Genomic DNA, 20,009 nt, shown 5'->3' with positions numbered 1-20,009 from the left:
AAAAATCTAAATCGGCTGTATGTTTAAAAGTTACTTAAAAATTGCCTGGAGAAATCTGCGGATCAATAAATGGTATAGCGCCATCAATATCATCGGACTGGGTATTGGTCTTGCCAGCTTTATTTTAGTGCTTCTGTTTTTGAACTATGAACTAAGCTATGATAAATGGAACCCGGAACTGACAAAGATCTATAAGCTTGGAATTGAAGATAAAGATGGTATAGCCTGGAATGGGGCAACTCCTGAGCCTCTGGGTCGCTTAATAGCCGGAAAATACAGTAATGCCGAAGCCGCAACGCGTATGAGTGGCGCGGGCGATTATGAGATACTGGTAGCGGCAAACGATAAAAAAATATACCAAAAAGGTATCACAGAAGTAGATTCATTATTCTTTAAAGTCTTTCCCTATCAACTTTCTTCTGGTAATATACATACCGCATTAAATGCACCGAATGCAGCAGTAATTACTGAAACTGTGAGGAACAAACTTTTTGGCCAGGACGACCCTATCGGCAAAACCATTAAACTCTACGGGAGGATTGAAGTCGTAGTGTCGGGCATCATGCAATCGCCTGACCAACCTTCTGCATTAAATATGCAGATATTATTTCGCTCTCCTTATGAAAAATCAAATAGTCACTGGCAGAACTTTTCTTATCAGACATTTATAAAAGTAAAAAATGCAGTTACACCCGGCGATTTGGAAACTGCGATCAATACTATTTACTACAATGACCAGCAGAAAGCTAATAACCTAACCTATCAGCAATACCTGCAAAAAGAAAATAAAACAATTCTATTTTCAGAAAAGCTATCGGCGCTCCACAACTTCCCCAAAAGCGGAGGCAGTAATTTCAAAACTATAGTGGTGCTGCTAATCTTAGCCTTCCTGTTGCTGGTTGCAGGAGCTGTAAACTTTAGCAATCTATCTATTGCCACATCTATTAAAAGGGCAAAAGAAGTAGGTGTAAGAAAGGTGTTAGGAGGCCGCAGGCAACAATTGTTCTGGCAGTTTATGGGAGAAGCTATTTTATCCTGTTCATTGAGCTTATGCATTGCAGGAATGCTGGTGGTACTATTAATGCCTTGGTTCAAACAGGAGTTCAGCATTCAGTTTTCCATTCTCAGTGGTGGCACCTTGGTTTTTATTGCGCAGATCACTTTATGTATTGTAACGGTTATTTTATTATCGGGCCTCTATCCTTCCGTTTTTCTTTCCCGCTTCAACACTTCTAAAATATTAAAAGGTAACTACTCGCAGGGCAAGTCGGGATTAAAACTCCGCAACTTATTATTGGTTTTGCAATTTGCACTTTCTGCCTTTTTTGTTTTCTCTGTTATAGTCATTAGTTCACAGGTTCACTATATGCAAACAAAGGATAAAGGCTTTTCCAGCGCTCAGATCATGCGAATTGAAGCTCAGCAAGGCACCCGCGATGACGGATTCGATAAAGCCCGGGCGACACTCTTATCCGTTCCTGGTATAGAGCTGGTATCTAAAACAACACTGGTTCCGGGCGATGCCGATGTAGACACTATATTAAACGACTATTCGTTTAACGGCCAGACTATAAAAATGACCACTGTTAAGGTAAGCGCCGACTATTTTAAAACGGTTGGAACGCCCGTATTAAAGGGCAGGGGATTTAATGACAGTTATGCCGATCAAAATACGCGCAGCCTTATCTTAAACGAAACGGCAGCCAGTTTGTGGGGCAATCAGAAAGTAGTTGGCTCTTTTGTAGGCATGCCCTACTGCGATTCGGTTAAAGCGCAAATAGTAGGTATTACAAAAGACATTAATGTGCAGGATATGGCAAACGCAGTAAGACCAATCGCATACTCCATCAATAATAAGGCATGCGGGTACCTGTCTGGCGGAGCGCTTTTAATAAAGCTGTCGGGTGGCGACCTATCGCAAACAATCAGCAATATAGAAGAGAGGTGGAAGCAAATTGAGCCAGACACACCTATCCGCTATACCTTTTTGGATGAGAATTTTCAACGGATATTTAAAACCTATTTTACTATTCAAAAAACCATCAGCTTCTTCGCCCTGGTTGCCATACTTATTTCAGCAATGGGACTGTTTGCACTTACTGCCTATATCATAAAAGAACGAACCAAGGAAATCGGTATCAGGAAGGTGTTGGGAGCCGGCATAGGTGATGTGCTTGTTTTGGTGGGTAAGCTATTCCTGCAACTGATCATCGTGGCGCTGCTGGTAGCAATCCCCCTTAGCTGGCTGGCTGCTTCCAAATGGCTGCAAACATTTGCTTATCGTATTCACCTGAACTGGATGATGGTGACAGGAACTGTTTTCACCATTGCTATTATTGTGTTAATCACCATTGGCACACAGGCAGTAAAAGCAGCTATGTCCAATCCTGTAAAGAGTTTGAAAACTGAATAAAAAGAATAGCCGAGAAAACCAATCCCAAACAACCTTATTCAAAACAATAGGAATTATGCTTAAAAACTATCTCACAATAGCCTGGAGGAATTTATTAAAACATAAAATAGCCTCTTTTATCAATATCGGCGGTTTAAGCATAGGCATGGCTGTTACGACACTCATTGGCTTGTGGATATGGGACGAACTTAATTTTGACCATTACCATACCAACTATGACCGGGTGGCGCAGATACAGCAATACGAGAGCAAGAATGGCAATACAGAAACCTGGCCTGCCGTTCCATTCCCCCTGGGAAACGAACTAAAAACCCTCTATGGAAATAATTTCAAGTATATAGCGATGGCCTCCTGGCAAGGCGATCACATGCTGAGCACTAACAATAATTATTTAAACAAGAACGGTATTTACATCGATAAAGATGGACCCTACATTTTATCGCTCGATATGTTGAAAGGCTCCAGGAAGAGTTTGAGTAACCCCAATAGTATTCTCATTTCTGAAAGCACGGCCAAAGCTTTTTTGGAGATGCGGACCCCATCAATCAATCGATGAAGATCGACAACAAACTGGATGTTAAAGTTACCGGCGTATTTAAAGACCTCCCCACAGCACCACGTTCAGGGATTTAAAATTCATCGCTCCCTGGGACCTGTATAAAACATCCGAAGGATGGTTAGCAGAGGCGGCTACACAATGGAGCAACAATTCATTTCAATGCTTTGTGCAAATAAATGACCATACCGATTTCGCATCGGTAAGCGCCAAAATTCAGAAAGTACGATATAACAAGGTAGCAGAAAGAAACAAAAGGTTTAAATCCCGGATCTTTCTCCATCCAATGAAAGACTGGCATCTGCGATCATCTTACAAAGAGGGAGTACAGTCTGGCGGACAAATAGAATATGTTTGGATGTTCGCTATCATTGGTGCATTTGTATTACTACTAGCCTGCATCAATTTCATGAACCTAAGCACTGCCCGTTCCGAAAAAGAGCAAAAGAAGTTGGGATCAGGAAAACAGTTGGGTCACATCGTAGCCAATTAGTGGGACAACTGCTCTGCGAATCGGTAATGGTAGCACTTATTGCTTTTGTATTTTCCATATTGCTCACCATGGTGTCCCTGCCCTGGTTTAACAAAGTAGCCGACAAACAAATACATATTTTATGGAGCAATGGCTGGTTTTGGTTGATCGGCCTCGGCTTTACTATTGTTACCGGTTTATTAGCCGGAAGTTACCCTGCATTATATTTATCCTCGTTCAGGCCTATCAAAGTATTAAAAGGCACTTTTAAAGCCGGGCGGTTGGCTACCCTGCCCCGGAAGGTTTTAGTGGTAATGCAATTTGCAGTTTCTGTTTGTTTAATGATCTGCACTATCATTGTATACAAGCAAATACAACATAGTAAAAACAGGCCTGTTGGTTATGACCGGAATAACCTGGTATCGATCATGATGCAGACGCCGGACTTTTACGGCAAATACGATATCCTGCGTACAGAGCTAAAAAAACAACAGGCCATTGAAGAAATGTCTGAATCGTCAAGCCCCGTTACCGGTGTATGGAGTAATAACAGCGGTTTTAACTGGGAGGGTAAAGACCCTAATACTGATAGTGACTTTGCCACCATTTGGATAACCGCCGAATATGGGAAAACAGTTGGCTTTACTATTAAAGAGGGACGCGACTTTTCCCCGGAATTTAAAGGAGACAGTAGTTCCGTAATCCTGAACGAAGCGGCTGTAAAATTTATGGGTGTAAAAGACCCTATAGGCAAAGTAGTACGATGGGGAGATGGCCCGGAAGCCGGCGCGTTTACCATTGTAGGTGTGGTAAAAGATATGGTAATGACGTCTCCATACGAACCGGTGAAGCAGGCGGTATATCTTTTAACGAATAATAACGTAAACGTCATTAACCTGAAACTAAATCCGGAAAAAAGCACGTCAGCATCCCTGGCGATTATAGAAAAAGTTTTTAAGAAACTGATCCCCGCAGCACCATTTGCCTATGAGTTTGCGGATACAGAATATGCCAAAAAGTTCTCCAATGAAGAACGCATTGGCAACCTGGCGGGCTTCTTTACTTTGCTGGCTATTTTCATTAGCTGCTTAGGTTTATTCGGCTTAGCATCGTTTGTAGCAGAACAACGTACCAAGGAACTGGGAATACGAAAAATAGTAGGCGCATCTGTATTTAATTTATGGACTTTACTTTCGGCTGAATTTATAATACTGGTAAGCATCGCCAGTGTTATAGCTATACCCGTCGCCTATTACTATCTCCATGAATGGCTGGAGAAATATAATTACCGAGTAGCAATATCCTGGTGGGTTTTCGCCGCAGCTGTTCTGGGTATGATCCTTATCACACTGTCAACAATTAGTTTCCATGCTATAAGAGCTGCAACTGCCAGCCCGGTCAAAAGTCTTAGATCAGAATAAGATTGATGATTAGCGCTTCTCTATAACAGTAATAAGACGATAATTTTCAAATAATCAATACATGCTCAATAATTATATAAAAACTATTTTCAGAACCCTTTGGAAAAACAAAGGTTATAGCTTTCTGAATATTTTTGGTTTAGCTATTGGTATTACCTGTGCTGGTTTTATTTTTCTTTGGGTGGAGCATGAAGTAAGTTACGATCAGTTCCATTCAAAAAAGACCGGTTATATGAGGTAATGACCAACCAGACCTACGGGTCACAAACATCCACCTTCAGTTCAACACCCATGCCTATGGGACCCGCCATGCAGTCGGAGATACCTGGTATTGTTAACAGTTGCCGGATTGCCGACAAAGGAACCAAACAACTATTGGCAGTTGGCGACAAGTCGATATTTGCATTTGGCGCTTATGCTGAGCCATCGCTGTTTAGCATGTTTAGTTTTCACTTTACCGAGGGCAGTGCTAAAACCGCCTTTTCACAAACTTATTCTTTGGTGCTTACACAGGCAACAGCCGAAAAGTTCTTTGGTACTGCAAAAAATGTAGTGGGAAAATCTATCAGGGTTGATAATAAAAATGAATACGTTGTTTCTGGTGTTATCGAAAATATACCCGCTACATCCACCCTTCGGTTCGATTGGGTAGCACCCTTTGCCATCTGGTATAACCTTAACCATTCCTGGGCTCAATCCTGGGGCAACAATTGCTTACAAACTTTTGTAGAGCTGAAAGAAGGCATAACAGCACAGGCTATCAACCGGTCCATTAGTAACATGATCAAAAAAGAGAAGCGGAAGCTACAGCTTCCCCTATGCTATGGGCTATGAATGATTGGCGCCTTAAAAGTGAATTTAAAAATGGTAAACTTACAGGTGGGGGAAGAATTGAGTATGTACACATGTTCTCAATTATTGCATGGATCATATTGGTTATAGCCTGTATCAACTTTATGAACCTTTCTACTGCCCAAAGCGAAAAAGAGCAAGGGAAGTAGGTGTTAGAAAAGTATTAGGCGCCGGCAAGCAAAAACTGATTTTTCAATTTATTGCTGAAACACTCTGTATGGCCCTCCTGTCAGCCATTATTGCAGTCCTCTTCATGTCATTGCTGCTCCCCTCCTTTAACTCACTGGCGCAAACCAACCTTACTCTTGGCCTTAGCCAACCCAGTCATATTATTGCTATGGTTACAATTGCTGTTATTTGCGGGCTGATCGCAGGCAGCTACCCCTCCTTCTATCTTTCGTCGTTCAATCCTGTGTCTGTATTAAAAGGCCTGAACGTTAAAACCGGCAGCGCCGCTTTTATCAGAAAAGGTCTGGTAGTATTACAATTCAGCATTTCAATTATTTTAATTGTCAGCACCGTCATTATTTTTCAGCAGATACAACACGTAAAAAGCCGTAACCTGGGCTTTAACAAAAGTAATCTGCTGCAAATTGACATGAATGATGAAATAAGAAAGAACTATGCGGCCATACAGCAGGATATTTTAAATACCCATGTTGTTGAACATATAGGGCTAAGCGATTACAATAATCTATACGGCGGCAATAATACAGGTGGTCTTACCTGGAAAGGAAAACTCAATAAGGACAAAACGCTTATTTCCACGCGTGGCATTAACCCGGGTTTCTTCGATGCCTACGGGATGCAGCTGATTTCAGGCAACAACCTGGTGGTATCGGACAGTGCTCAAACCAAAAATCCTAATATTATCATTACACGGGCTTTAGAAAAAATGATGGGCGATGGCAGTGCTGTAGGCAAAAAAATGTACTGGGAGGGAGACACCGAAGGTGGTGAATTTACTATTGTTGGCGTGGTGAACGACTATATCTATGGAGATATGTATGCGCAACCTGACCCGGTGGTATTTTATTGCAACAATATGAGCAGTATTAACAATATGTACCTGCGTGTAAAGCCGGGCATTGATATAGAACAGGCTATAACCAAAATAACCGCTGCCATCAAACAGCATACACCTTCTTACCCTATTAGCAGTCACTTTGTAGATGAGCAGTTCGACCAGATGTTCCAGAATGAACAGCTAATAAGTACCCTGTCCAAAATATTTGCCGTATTAGCAATACTTATTTCTTGTTTAGGTTTATTTGGACTTTCGGCCTACACAGCTGAAAAACGTACCAAAGAAATTGGCATCCGTAAAGTACTCGGCGCCAGCATAACGGGTATTACCCAACTCCTTTCAAAAGAATTTTTATTGCTAGTAGCGATCTCCTGTTTAATTGCTTATCCGGTAGCCTGGCTGGTAATGAAACAGTGGCTTCAAAACTATCAATATCGCACAGAGATCAATGCATGGGTATTCCTGATTGCGGGCGCTGCGGCTATGTTGCTCACATTGGTTACAGTAAGCTTCCAATCCATTAAAGCGGCCATAGCCAATCCTGTAAGAAGTTTAAGAAACGAATAATTCAATACCTGGCTATGTTTAGAAATTATATAAAAACAGCGTGGCGGAATATCAGAAAGTACAAGCTCCATACTTCTATTAATGTATTGGGCATGTCTGTGGCCTTCTTATGTAGTATCTTCCTGTTCCTGGTTGCCTATTATGAGTTTTCTTTCGACAACTTCCATCAAAATAGATCTTCTGTTTTTAAGGTCTACAACTTTTACAGCGATGACCAGGGCGAAATAGGCTCCAGACGCTCTGCAACTATGGGTTTACCAGTAGCGCCTGCATTGAAGACAGAAGTTCCGGGAGTAGAGCTGGCAACACGTTACAAGAATGGTAATGGCGCCGTAGCCTACAACAACAAAGAAATTAACCTGCAGCTCAATTATGTGGACGATGATTTCTTCAGGATTTTTTCCTTCCCCATCATATCGGGTAATACGAAAGCACCCCTGCAAGATGTGGGCAGCATTGTAATGAGCGAATATGCAGCCAAAGCCATTTTCGGAAAAGAAGATCCCATTGGGAAAATAATAAAAGTAAATATAGATGGCGTTTGGCAAAGCTTATCCATTTCGGCTATATTGAAAGACTTTCCAGACAATTCGTCTGTAACCTACGACTTACTGGTAAGAACGGAACTAAGGCCTGATTACACTAACATTAAAGACCGGTGGAATACACAGGATCATGATGTTTATATTAAACTGGCACCTGGTATACCAGCTACAGATGCTGAAAAAGGAATACGTCCGGTAGTGCAGAAATACCGTGCTACTGATATTCAGGAAATGAAACAAAGAGGCGCCAAACCTGATGAAAGCGGTGATATTATTGCGCTCCGGCTTTTACCGCTCTCTCAAATACATTTTGATATTGAGAAAGGAACGGGGCCGGTAACCGCCAAAAGTTATTTATACACTTTATTAACTGTTGGGCTTTTAATATTGATTATTGCTGTATTTAACTTCATCAACCTCAACATTGCCCAGGCTTTTACCCGCATAAAAGAAGTAGGTGTACGCAGAAGCCTTGGAGCTGGTAAACGGCAGATCTTTCTTCAGGTATGGGGCGAAAGCTTCTTAATCTGTCTGGCTTCAGTAGTCATAGGCATAGCCGCACTTAGTATTTGCATCAAACCGCTTAACCAATTATTAAAACAGCGGATCTCATTGGGTTATTTGCTCCAGCCCTTCCCCATCATTTTCACCCTCCTACTAATTGTACTGGTATCTTTACTGGCAGGTGGCTACCCGGCAACTACGGTATCCCGCTTAAGTACGATAAGCGTACTAAAGGGCAATATTACGGTAAAGCGTCCCGGCATTTTCAGGAATGCGCTCATCGTAGTGCAGTTTATAATGGCCTGCCTGCTAATGGTCTCGGGTTTAATTGTTTTCCGGCAGTTCGAATACATGCGTAGTAAACCTTTGGGCTTTACGCAGGAGTCTGTAATCAGCGTTCCCATATCTCACCCCGAAAAGGGCAAAAGATCATATCTGACCTTCGTTCACAGTTATCTGCTCAAACAACTGTTGAAAGCGTTACAGGCAGTGATATTAATTTCGGTGTTGGAAAAGATGGAGGCACTTCACGGAGCTCATCAGGGTTCGATTACAACGGGCGCCTGATCCGCACCATTGTAATAACGGTGGATTATGATTTTTTAAAAACCATGGGAATACCGCTACTATCGGGCAGGGATTTTAGCAGGAACTTTGGTACCGACACCTCAAGAAATGTGATCGTAACGGAGAGCATGGCCCAATCATTTGGCGTTAAAAATCCGCTAGGCCTTTCGTTCATTACCGATAGTTTAGAGCCACGGTCTACTATTATCGGTATTATCCCGGATATACACCTGTATTCACTGCACGAGGAAAAAAGCCACTATCTGTTTACCTCGCTAATGACCATACCGACTTCGTAGATTATGCATTGATAAAAATAGCCCATCGTAATCCGGTAGCTGCTATGAACCTGGTAAAAGAAGCTTATAAGAAAGCGGATCCCGGAGCCGATTTCAATGGATCATTCATAGATGAAAATGTGGGCAGATGGTATAGTAAAGAAAAGAACTTCTCTAAAATATTGGGTATCGCTACCAGTGTTGCTACGCTCCTGTCCTGCCTAGGATTGTTTGCGATGTCTGCTTTGATGATCGGACAAAGGATCAAGGAAATAGGTGTCAGAAAAGTGCTGGGAGCTTCTGTTCAAAATATTGCGACACTCTTATCCAAAGACTTCCTGCTATTGGTTGTATTGGCGATAGTTATTGCTGCGCCCTTGAGTTGGTGGTTAATGAATAAATGGCTTTCTGACTTCCCGTATCGCATCGAAATAAGCTGGTGGCTGTTTGCTGTTACAGGGGTTATCTCTTTAGCCATAGCAATTATTACTATTAGTGTACACACGGTTAGAGCAGCCATTGCCAATCCGGTGAAAAGCTTAAGATCGGAATGACGAAAACGGAGATCTCTACCGAATGAGTACCATGTAAAATACTATTTTAAGAAACTCAAAATCGATTTATGTTTAAAAACTATGTAAAAATAGCATGGCGAAATCTGATGAAGAACAAGCTATTCTCGCTAATTAATATAGTTGGCCTGGGATTATCCCTGCCGTTTGCATTGTTGTCCCTGATACAGGTACAAAGCGCTTTTGAGGCAGACAATTTTCACCCTTATCCTCAGCGCACCTACCGGATCATAACGGATGTAAAAGACAATGGAGGCAGCATTACCAATTATGCCCTGTCACCACAACCAATCGCTGAGATCTTACAAAACAATTACCCGGCGATAGAAAAAGCAACATTTACAATACGCGATTATGACTGGGAGCTCAACGACAAGTTGAAAACGATCTCGGCAAATCCCATTTATGTGGAACCCTCTTTTTTGATATGTTCGGTTTCAAATTTATTTCGGGTAACAAGCCGATAGAGCCTAACAGCATTGCAATTACCCAAGAAAAAGCCGAGGCCTTTTTTGGGGCTTCTAATGCCATAGGTAAAATCCTATCTCATCCTGATTACGGAGACTTTGTAGTATCCGGCGTTTTAGCGCCATTTAAAAGAAACACGGTTTTTAAAACCGATGTCATGGTATCGATGAGCACCTGGAAAAAATTTCATAAAAGCGATTCGAGTGCTACATCGCTTACCGGATTTACTTATGTTTTAATGCATCCCAATGTGGCTCCGCAGCAAGTAGACGCGGCGCTCAACTCTGTTGCCGCAAAGTTAAGCGGGCAACCTGCGGCAAAATCAAAGAAAGAATTGCTCAGCTTCAAAAAACAGGGAATTGAACAGATGGCACCTGCTTTCCAGGATTTGGAGGGGAACACCTACGTTGACTCAATCTCTGATCTCTCTGTAAACTTTGCATTCGCTATAGGTTTGTTGATCCTGGCCACTTTTAATTACATAAATCTGACTTTGGCAAGATCGGTTAGCCGGGCAAAAGAAGTAGGCTTGCGTAAAACTGTAGGAGCCCGGCAGTATCAATTAATCACGCAATTTATCTGCGAGGCAATACTAACCACCAGCCTTTCCCTGGGTGTAGGCTTTATAGTACTACAACTATTAAAAAATTCAGCTATGTAAACTGGTTTGCCTGGGATGTGGACAATCAATGGATACTTTGGTCCAGCTTCGTTCTGTTCGCCATGCTATTAGGAGTGCTGGCCGGATTTATACCCGCCAAAATATTGTCCCGCTTCAAACCGGTAAATGTATTGAAGGGAACCATAGCCCCTGCTGCGATGGGGAAAACCTTTTTACGCAATATGCTGGTGGTAATCCAGTTTGTGGCATCGGCTTGCTTTATTTTCATCGTAGCCAGCATGTTTGGTCAATTCCAATACATGGCTACCGACAACACCAATTTTAACCGGGAAAACATTTACAATATTGCTGTATCTGAAAACCAGCGCCTGTTGCAGCAGGATATCTTGGCAAACCAACATGTGGAGCGGGTCGGATTGGTATCCACACCTTTTGGAGGTAACGCCGCCCAGGCCTCCGTCGCCAAAAATGCTCAAAGTGAAAGTGTAGCAGCCAGCTACTATGCCGCCAATAGTGATTTTATAATCAATATGAATCTTTCTATTTTGGCTGGGAGTAATCTTATATCGTCGGTTAGCGACTCTGCTTCCGCTTTTGTATTGGTTAATGAACAGTTACTATCTGCTCTTGGCCTGGGAAAGACGCAGGATGCGGTGGGGAAAACATTTATGATGAATAACAAGCAGGAAGTAACCATCGGCGGCGTCACATCTAACTTCTGTTATTCCAATTATCAATTTACTGCAAAACCTTTGATCATTCAATACAATCCTCAACAATTTCATGTATTAAATATCAAGACTAAAAACAAAGTAGAGGAACAGCGGTTTAAATCGGAAATGAATACCATCTGGAAAAAATATTTCCCTCACACCGAGCTCAGCTTTTCTAATTATCAAAAAGATATGTATGAACGCTATTTTCCCGGGGGCGATATGAATATTGTCGGAACATTTTGCGTAGTAGTACTAACCATTGCATTAATGGGTCTATTGGGCATTGTAACCTATCATAACGAAATGCGCACAAAAGAGGTAGGCATTCGAAAAGTAATGGGCGCTCCCGTAAGAGAGATCATAAGACAACTTTCTAAAAGCTTTATAAAACTGACGTTAATTTCCGGGCTCATATCACTTCCACTTGGCTATGTTATCTGCTATTTATTCATGAAATTATTTGTATACAGCTATGGTGTAAACTTATTGCTGCTATGCACCTTATTCACTTCTATATTCGGCATGGCATTGATAACAATCATCTATAAATCGGCGCATGCTGCAATAGCCAACCCGGTAAAAAGTTTAAGAACAGAGTAAAAGATCAAATCATTATCAAAATCCGAATCAATTAATTATATGTTAGAACTGAAAAAAGTTTACAAGTGGGTCAACAACGGCAACCAGCGCATCTTCCTGTTAAAAGACATTAATCTCACCATCAACGAAGGGGAATTTGTTTCTATTATGGGGCCGTCCGGATCGGGCAAGTCTACCCTTTTAAATGTGATAGGTATGCTGGATAGCTTCGATGAGGGCATCTACAACTTTGTGGGAGAATCGGTTCACCAGCTAAAAGAAAAGCAAAGAACCAATCTATACAAGCAACATATAGGATTTGTATTCCAGGCTTATCACCTGATAGATGAATTAACCGTTTATGAGAATATAGAAACACCTTTATTGTACCAGAATGTAAAAGGTAGCGACCGCAAAGCCATGGTAGCCGACATACTTGACCGCTTTAATATTGTGGCCAAGAAGGATCTTTTTCCTGCACAATTATCGGGTGGCCAGCAACAATTGGTAGGTATCGCCCGTGCATTGATCGCCAGGCCCAAACTCTTACTGGCAGATGAGCCTACCGGCAATCTTAATTCAAAGCAAGGCGAAGAGATCATGGAGCTCTTCCAACAAGTGAACAAAGAAGGCACGACCATTATACAGGTAACTCACTCAGAAAAAATGCAGCTTATGGCAACCGCATCATCAGTTTACTGGATGGCACTATTGAAAATTAAGCTAAGAAGCAGGCAGGATAATTAAAACAGCTTTATTATAATGAAGGAACAAACGGGGATATTTTTAGTGTTTTTTTAATGGGCATAAGCATCACAAGTTATGCTCAAAAAACAATGACTTTACAGCAATGCATAGAGACCGGTATTCATAACAATTTTGATGTGGAGCAGCGGCGCATTGCAGAAAAATCAGAACAATTAGATTACAGGCAAAGCAAACTCAACCTGCTACCCGATTTAAACGGGAACGCCGGTCATGGTTTCAACCAGGGACGAAGCATCGATCCTTTCACCAACTCGCCGGTAACACAATCGTTTAACTCCTCCAATTTTAGTTTGAGTAGTGGTATCGTATTGTTTAGTGGTCTTTCGAAGATGAACAATATCAAAAGAGCGGATCTCAGCTGGAAAGCCTCACAAATGGAATTGCGACAGGAAAAAGATAATCTTGCCATTAATATTATCCTGGCTTACCTGCAGGTGTTGAGTTTAAGCGAGCAGGCCCATTTGGTAGAAGACCAGGCGAAACTATCTGCACAACAGGTAGAACGACTGAATATACTCAATAAAGAAGGCGCTATCAAACCATCGGAGCTATCAGATCTCAAAGGTCAGTTTGCCAATGACCGGCTTACTATTACCGACAATAAAAACAACCTGGGTAACGCTCGTTTAAGTTTGTTCAGGCTAATGAACATTCCTTATGATTCAACGATCAGCTTCGAAGCGCTAAATAGTGACTTTCCGCAGGCCGACAACAGAGATGCGAATAGTGTTTACCACACCGCTTTACAGCAACTCGCGTTAGTAAAAGCGGTTGACTTACGCACACTCAGCTCCATAAAGTCTGTTCAGATGGCGAGAGGTGGGTTGTGGCCTGTATTAAGCCTGGGCGGAAACGCTTACACACAATACTCCAGCGTAGCAAGACAAAACCTGCTGCAAAATACCAGCTTCAGGCAAACTCAGGACTATGTAACCATTAATGAACAGCAATATCCACTATTTGTAAAGCAGGATAATTACCTGAGCAGTTCCATTCCCTATGGCACCCAGCTCAACAATAACCTGAACTCCTCACTGAGCCTCACGTTGAGTATTCCCATATTTAATGCGTTTCAACAACGTACCCGGATCAAGCAGGCACAGCTGGAGGTAAAGCGTAATGCTACCATAGCTGCCGATACCAAAAGGCAATTACAGCAGGATATTGATATAGCAACATTAAATATGCAGACGGCGGTAGAAAAATATCAAACCCTGCTTCAGCAGGTTGCTGCTTATAAAGAATCTTTTGAAGCTGCCGAAGCGAGGTTCACAGAAGGCGTGGGTAATTCCATCGACTATCTAACAGCCAAAAACAACCTGGACCGGGCGAACCGAAATCTTGTTAACGCGCGCTACGATTATATTCTAAGAAAAAAGTACTTGATTTCTATAGCAACAATACATTTTAACAAGTTATTCCCGGGGGCATTAGATATTTTCCTCGAATAACATCCGCTAAAAAACCGATAGCAGGCACGAATATTTTTTCAACGCCCGCGAATATTGATCAGGTCGCCGAACGATTCATAACGCTTTTATATTTGAACAAACAACTTTTAAGTGTTATGAAATTCAACAATATTATTGCGGCCGTCGTTTGCTTTGCTGTTGTAAGTTTATCTGCCTGCAATGCTGTTAAAGAAAATTTCGGCGGAGGCGTAGATATGAGCCAGCAAGACCAGGTAAACAAAATCCCCGGAATTATCGCTAAAAAGTACAACCAGATGAGCAGCTTCTTGAAATCGATTTTGATTTTAATAACAGCCAGTCCTTTACGCAGGAAGCAAAATCGGTTGAAGTAGTAAAAGCGGAAGGTTTTAAAGCCATAAAGATCAGTTTGAACACTGAAGATTCTATAGGTGCAAAGAGTATGGAAGAATTTCCCTGGTATAAAGACATGGTTCGAAATGCAAAGCCATTATCCCAATTCGATTTTTCGAAAATAGCCCAGTATGTTACCGAGGCCATTCAGCAGATTGATGCTAATGCTTATGAATATGCCGGGTTAGGTAATTACACTTTAAAGGTTGCAAAAGGAGGTGTCGGTCATGAGTTTGATATTCAAACCACCAAAAAAGGAGAATCTTCAAAGCAAAATGGCAGGATGATCACGACCAACTACTATGAATTGAATTTTGAGGTAACTCCTGAAGGAAAGCTCATCAACAAATCAAAATAAGTATCGCTTCTGCTCCGCGCTCAAATATATCTGAGCCACCAAACCCATTATATATGGGTTTTCTTATTTCACAATAACATTTCGTGTAACAAACAAGGACGAGGTAGTAAAAAAGTAAAGATCAAAGTTGAACTGTTACAGGCCGTTTCTAACCTTATACTTCCGCAAAAAATTTCATAGCAATAAGAATTTAGCCAACTATTATTAGCATTGATTAACCAGCGGAAAAAGTAAATACAAATCCAGCCAAATCAGTATCTATACATAAGTTTTGGCTGGATATAATAGTTGACCTATATGAACTATTTAACGATATCGCCCTTCAGGCGCAACAACTCTGTTTCTGCCAGTTTCAGGTTATAACGTGCCGCTATCAAACGGTCATAAGCCTGTGCCAGACTCAGCTGCGCTTCCCTTAATTGTACCAGGGTAGCTGCCCAGCTTATAGGTTTCAAATACAATAGTCACGTTTTCTTCTGCCAGCGCAATACTCTCTTCCTCCAGTTTTAAAAACTTTTGCTGCTGCTGGTAATCCTTAAAAGCATTGATCACTGAGAGGTTGATTAGTGAGCGCTGGTTCTCATAACTGAGTTCCTGCAGGTTGACGCTTAATTGATCCTGCCTTATCTGCCGGCGCACCCTGAACTGGTTAAAGATGGGTACCGTAGCAGTAAAACCATAATTATAACCATTTAACTGGTTGAATAGAGTAGAAAAATTATTCAATACTCTTTTATTAACCGTACGGCTGTAATTGTAGGCTGAGCCAAATGCAATAGTGGGCCATAAACCCGCCTTGGTTTCTTTCAATGTATATTTAGCTATTTCGATATTGGAACGGGCCAGCAAAAGGTCGGGATTTGTTTGGTCAATACCTTCCTGTATATCACCCAGGGCAATGTACGCATTTAACGGGATGGTATCAGGTATAGAAAACTCATGCTCTTTTATATTACTGTTCATAGCCTGTATCAGCTGCTGCTTTAGCTGGCCTATTAGTGTTTCCTGCTGCATTTTCAAAGACTTTTGCTCGTTCAGGTCTACCTTGCTCTGCAGTACATCGGGCTTTGCGCCGCTACCTATTTCCAGTTTATATTGCGCCAGGCGCGACCGGTCGTTATTCAGCCTTATCTGTACATCAGTAGCTTTGATCAATTGTTGCTGGCGTGAAATATTATAGTAAGTATTCACTACCTGCGCCACTGTATTAATGACCTGGGCTTTAGCAGTATGAGAGCCCGCTTGCAAAAAAGCCGCAGCTTTGTCCCTTGTGGCAAACATGCGAAAACCATCAAACAATACCCAATCCAGCCCTATACTCGCCTGCAGGTTATTGGAGCGGATCCCGTTCGACTTTCGCTCTGTTCCGTCCGCCAGCGTTTGACGCTGGTTATTGTTATTATAGGTTCGTGCCGCATCAGCATTAATCGTTGGCAAAAAAACAGCGTTGCGATAGCTATAATCTATTGCTGCAACCAGCGAATCATTTTTAGCGATCTGTATATCATAATTATTCTGCAATGCAGTAGCAATTGCCTCTTCCAGCGTTAATATGCGCTGTGCCCGGGAGCTGGTGCTCAATGCCATCAATGCCACCAGTATCATCAACAACCGATGCCTGTACAATCCTTTCATTTTACTATTTTTTGTCATGCGCCTCATCTCCGCTTGTTTTAGCCAGCTCCTTTTCCTCGTCTGCCAACACTTCTTCAAATGTTTTTACTTCTTTGCCTGATGCCATATAGCTATAAATAGCGGGCAACACATATAGTGTTAGTACCAGCGAAAATATAATACCTCCAACAATTACAATACCTAACGGGATACGGCTGGTTGCCGCAGCACCTAATGACATAGCGATCGGCAATGCGCCCAGAGCCATTGCCAGGCTTGTCATTAATATCGGGCGCAAACGCTGACCAGCAGCATACACCACCGCCTCCGTTTTGCCCATACCTTTTTCTCCCGGCTCTGGTTGGCAAACTCTACGATCAATATACCATTCTTGGTTACCAAACCGATCAGCATGATCATACCGATCTGCGAAAAGATATTAAAGGTCTGTCCAAATATCCAAAGAGAAATAAAAGCCCCGGCAAAAGCCATCGGTACAGTAAGAATAATGATGAAGGGGTCAATAAAGCTTTCGAACTGTGCAGCCAGAATGAGGTATATTAACCCTATGGCCAGCAACAGGGCGAACATAGTGTTACCACTGCTCTCCGCAAAGTCCCGGGCGGAGCCGGTTAAAGAAGTAGTAAATGTTTCGTCCAGCATCTTATTGGCAATACGTTCCATTTCCTTAACTCCGTCACCTACAGTATGACCTTCGGAAAGGTTGGCAGAGACGGTTGCAGATTTGTAACGGTTAAACCTATAGATCGTAGGCGGCGTGGTAGATTCAACAGAATTGGTGATATTATCAAGGCTGATGAGCTGCCCGCATTATTGCGTACAAAGATCTTTTTCAAATCGTTTGGATCATCCCGATCTATCCTGTCTACCTGTGCCATTACCTGGTATTGTTTACCGCTGCGGGTAAAATATCCCAGGCGTTGATTACTGTAAGCGGTTTGCAGCGCCTGCGACACATCAGCAATAGAAACTCCTAATTGTGCAGCTTTAAGACGATCTACATGTACACGCAGTTCGGGTTTATTAAATTTAAGATCCGCATCTACCTGTGTCAGTATATCACTCTTGTTGGCCTCATCTAAAAACTTCGGCAGTATTTCGGACAGCTTATCAAAGTCATTATTCTGTAACACAAACTGTACGGCCTGCCCGCCGCGCCGGTTTACTTGTATGGTTTGATCCTGGTTGGCAAAAGCCCTTGCTTCGGTATATTGAGAAACATGCTTATTTACATATTCTACTATTTCTTTTTGTGAACGATCTCTGTCTCCGGGTTTTACCAGTCTTACCCGGATCATCCCGTTATTAGCGGCGCCACTCATTCGCGAGCCTGTTATTGAAAGTACAATCTCATGTTCGGGTACGGAATCGATCAGGAACTGTGACACTTTGTTTACATACTGGTCCATGGCCAGGAAAGAGGTTCCCTCGGGTGCCATTAAGCTTAACCTGAACTGGCTTTTATCTTCCATCGGCGCCAGCTCTGATTGTATATTGGTAAACAGGAAATAAATAACCACAAAACAAGCTGCAATCACAACCCAGGCAATCCAGCGCAGCTTCATAAAGGCTTTCAGTGTACGCTCATACAGGCTTTCCATTCCTGTAAAAAACGGTTCGGTTTTCAGGTAGAACCAGGAGTGCTTATGCACGTCTTTCTTCGAAATAAAAACGTTGAGGACCGGTGTAAGGGTTAGCGATACAAATGCCGAGATCAACACTGCGCCTGCTACCACAATCCCAAACTCTCTGAACAAACGGCCTACGAACCCCTCCAGGAATACAATAGGCAGGAACACAACGGCCAGGGTGATAGAAGTTGCAATTACCGCAAAATAGATCTCTTTAGAGCCTTCCAGCGCGGCTTTCCGCTTGCTCATGCCCTGCTCCAGTTTCTTAAAGATATTCTCTGTCACCACTATACCATCATCCACCACCAGCCCGGTTGCCAGTACAATTGCCAATAGCGTTAATACATTGATGGTATACCCCATAATGTACATAATGAAAAAAGCGCCAATCAATGATACAGGAATATCAATCAATGGACGGATAGACAGTAACCAGTCTCTAAAAAACAAATACACGATCAATACCACCAGCCCAATAGCTATAATCAGCGTTTCTTCTACCTCCAGGATCGATTTCTTGATATACTCCGTTTGATCCAACGCTATATTCAGCTTGATATCAGCAGGTACTTCTTTTTTAATATCTTCCAGGCGCTTATAAAATTCATCTGAAATTGACACATAGTTAGCTCCCGGCTGCGGAACAATTGCCAGCGCCACCATCGGCACAGCACTTTCTTTTAAAGCGCTTTCTTCATTTTCCGGACCTAATACAACATTAGCTACATCTTTAACGCGTATATCGCTTCCGTTTACATTTTTTATTACAATATTAGCAAACTCTTCTTCCGTATCCAGCCGGCCGAAAGTGCGAATCGTCAGCTCGGTATTATCGCCGGTGAGCTTACCCGAAGGCAGCTCAATATTTTCTCTTTGTAAAGCAGATTGGATCTCTTCGGGCGTAATATTAAAAGCTGCCATTTTATTGGGATCCAGCCAAAGCCTCATGGCGAATCTTTTCTCACCCCAGGTATCAATACTACTTACACCGGGTATGGTTTGCAAACGGTCTATTAAAATATTATTGGCATATTCGGTCAGCTCCAGGGGTTCTTGGTATCGCTTTGTACCGTCATGGAAAGAATGGGCTCTGCACTGGCATCTGCCTTGCTTACTGAAGAAGGCGCTTCAAGGTCGGGAGGTAATTGCCTTTGCGCAGCGGCTACTTTATCGCGCACATCGTTGGCTGCAGCTTCCAGGTCTACCCCCACATCGAACTCCACGTTAATGCTGCTGCTACCGTTACTGCTGCTCGATGTAATATTCCTAATACCAGGTATCCCGTTAATCGCGTCTTCCAGGGGTTCGGTGATCTGTGACTCAATAATATCTGCGTTGGCACCGGCATAAGTGGTGCGTACGCCAATATTAGGAGGATCAATAGCCGGGTAATCTCTTACCCCAAGAAACTTGAAGGCAATAACACCAAACACGATAATGACCACATTCATCACTATCGCCAGCACCGGCCTTCTTAAACTTAATTCAGAAATATTCACTGGTAAACGTTGAACTTTAGATTTTAGATATTAGATGCTGTAAACGAGATACTGGATACGGGATGCTCTAATGCAGGATAAAATATTCATTCCTACTCACCATTCACTATTCACTATTCACTATTCACTATTCACT

General features: G+C 42.3%; 20 protein-coding genes and 1 pseudogene. 18 read left to right on the top strand and 3 right to left on the bottom strand.

Annotation, left to right across the window (positions count from 1 at the left end):
- Positions 1–19: 19 nt before the first annotated feature.
- From MKP07_RS21810 to MKP07_RS21725, 18 genes are all read left to right on the top strand, one after another.
- The gene (locus MKP07_RS21810; RefSeq protein ID WP_240849082.1) at positions 20–2,413 is read left to right on the top strand and encodes an ABC transporter permease; all 2,394 of its coding nucleotides are present in this window, start codon (positions 20–22) and stop codon (positions 2,411–2,413) included.
- Between the two features lie 55 nt (positions 2,414–2,468).
- Entirely contained in the window at positions 2,469–2,969 is a 501-nt protein-coding gene (locus MKP07_RS21805) for an ABC transporter permease (protein ID WP_240849080.1), read from the top strand.
- Between the two features lie 169 nt (positions 2,970–3,138).
- Entirely contained in the window at positions 3,139–3,462 is a 324-nt protein-coding gene (locus MKP07_RS21800) for an ABC transporter permease (protein WP_240849079.1), read from the top strand.
- On the top strand, positions 3,462–4,862 hold the full coding sequence (locus MKP07_RS21795) for an ABC transporter permease (RefSeq protein WP_240849078.1): 1,401 nt from the start codon (positions 3,462–3,464) through the stop codon (positions 4,860–4,862). The genes MKP07_RS21800 and MKP07_RS21795 overlap by 1 nt, the downstream gene beginning before the upstream one ends.
- 61 nt (positions 4,863–4,923) lie before the next feature.
- Positions 4,924–5,103 carry an ABC transporter permease gene (locus tag MKP07_RS21790; protein WP_240849077.1) on the top strand — a complete coding sequence of 60 codons (180 nt, stop codon included), beginning with the start codon at positions 4,924–4,926 and terminating at the stop codon, positions 5,101–5,103.
- Entirely contained in the window at positions 5,103–5,696 is a 594-nt protein-coding gene (locus tag MKP07_RS21785; RefSeq protein WP_240849076.1) for an ABC transporter permease, read from the top strand. The genes MKP07_RS21790 and MKP07_RS21785 overlap by 1 nt, the downstream gene beginning before the upstream one ends.
- On the top strand, positions 5,681–5,863 hold the full coding sequence (locus MKP07_RS21780; protein ID WP_240851130.1) for a hypothetical protein: 183 nt from the start codon (positions 5,681–5,683) through the stop codon (positions 5,861–5,863). Before MKP07_RS21785 ends, MKP07_RS21780 begins: the two co-directional genes overlap by 16 nt.
- A complete protein-coding gene (locus tag MKP07_RS21775; RefSeq protein ID WP_240849075.1) occupies positions 5,785–7,308 on the top strand; it encodes an FtsX-like permease family protein in 1,524 nt (507 codons plus the stop codon). Before MKP07_RS21780 ends, MKP07_RS21775 begins: the two co-directional genes overlap by 79 nt.
- Positions 7,309–7,322: 14 nt before the next feature.
- On the top strand, positions 7,323–8,924 hold the full coding sequence (locus MKP07_RS21770; RefSeq protein WP_240849073.1) for an ABC transporter permease: 1,602 nt from the start codon (positions 7,323–7,325) through the stop codon (positions 8,922–8,924).
- Complete coding sequence (locus tag MKP07_RS21765; RefSeq protein ID WP_394803686.1) at positions 8,852–9,223, top strand: ABC transporter permease; 372 nt, start codon at positions 8,852–8,854, stop codon at positions 9,221–9,223. The genes MKP07_RS21770 and MKP07_RS21765 overlap by 73 nt, the downstream gene beginning before the upstream one ends.
- Before the next feature lie 8 nt (positions 9,224–9,231).
- Positions 9,232–9,756, top strand: a complete 525-nt coding sequence (locus MKP07_RS21760) for an ABC transporter permease (RefSeq protein ID WP_240849070.1) — start codon at positions 9,232–9,234, stop codon at positions 9,754–9,756.
- Between the two features lie 68 nt (positions 9,757–9,824).
- The gene (locus MKP07_RS21755; protein ID WP_240849068.1) at positions 9,825–10,241 is read left to right on the top strand and encodes an ABC transporter permease; all 417 of its coding nucleotides are present in this window, start codon (positions 9,825–9,827) and stop codon (positions 10,239–10,241) included.
- On the top strand, positions 10,202–10,903 hold the full coding sequence (locus MKP07_RS21750; RefSeq protein ID WP_240849067.1) for an ABC transporter permease: 702 nt from the start codon (positions 10,202–10,204) through the stop codon (positions 10,901–10,903). Before MKP07_RS21755 ends, MKP07_RS21750 begins: the two co-directional genes overlap by 40 nt.
- Positions 10,904–10,920: 17 nt before the next feature.
- Entirely contained in the window at positions 10,921–12,180 is a 1,260-nt protein-coding gene (locus MKP07_RS21745) for an ABC transporter permease (RefSeq protein WP_240849066.1), read from the top strand.
- A 39-nt stretch (positions 12,181–12,219) separates the two neighbouring features.
- Positions 12,220–12,906, top strand: coding sequence for an ABC transporter ATP-binding protein (locus MKP07_RS21740; protein ID WP_240849065.1), 687 nt, complete (start codon positions 12,220–12,222; stop codon positions 12,904–12,906).
- 89 nt (positions 12,907–12,995) lie between these two features.
- Positions 12,996–14,378, top strand: a complete 1,383-nt coding sequence (locus MKP07_RS21735) for a TolC family protein (protein ID WP_240849063.1) — start codon at positions 12,996–12,998, stop codon at positions 14,376–14,378.
- A gap of 92 nt (positions 14,379–14,470) precedes the next feature.
- Positions 14,471–14,731 (top strand): hypothetical protein, encoded by a 261-nt coding sequence (locus MKP07_RS21730; protein ID WP_240849062.1) that lies wholly within the window; start codon positions 14,471–14,473, stop codon positions 14,729–14,731.
- A 35-nt stretch (positions 14,732–14,766) separates the two neighbouring features.
- Positions 14,767–15,108, top strand: a complete 342-nt coding sequence (locus MKP07_RS21725) for a hypothetical protein (protein ID WP_240849060.1) — start codon at positions 14,767–14,769, stop codon at positions 15,106–15,108.
- A gap of 381 nt (positions 15,109–15,489) precedes the next feature.
- Here the strand turns inward: MKP07_RS21725 and MKP07_RS21720 are convergent, their stop codons facing one another.
- The 3 genes and pseudogenes from MKP07_RS21720 to MKP07_RS39220 form a co-directional block, all read right to left on the bottom strand.
- Positions 15,490–16,743: a TolC family protein gene (locus MKP07_RS21720; RefSeq protein WP_240849059.1), complete on the bottom strand. Its 1,254-nt coding sequence runs from the start codon at positions 16,741–16,743 to the stop codon at positions 15,490–15,492.
- 4 nt (positions 16,744–16,747) lie between these two features.
- Positions 16,748–19,379, bottom strand: a pseudogene (locus MKP07_RS21715) (efflux RND transporter permease subunit).
- Positions 19,380–19,411: 32 nt separating this feature from the next.
- Positions 19,412–19,873, bottom strand: coding sequence for an efflux RND transporter permease subunit (locus MKP07_RS39220; protein WP_317235870.1), 462 nt, complete (start codon positions 19,871–19,873; stop codon positions 19,412–19,414).
- Positions 19,874–20,009 lie beyond the last annotated feature (136 nt).

The sequence above is a fragment of the Paraniabella hibiscisoli genome, assembly GCF_022512515.1.
Taxonomy (GTDB): domain Bacteria; phylum Bacteroidota; class Bacteroidia; order Chitinophagales; family Chitinophagaceae; genus Niabella; species Niabella hibiscisoli.
The sequence above is the reverse complement of the archived record's forward strand: the minus strand, read 5'-3'. Positions and strand labels throughout refer to the sequence as shown.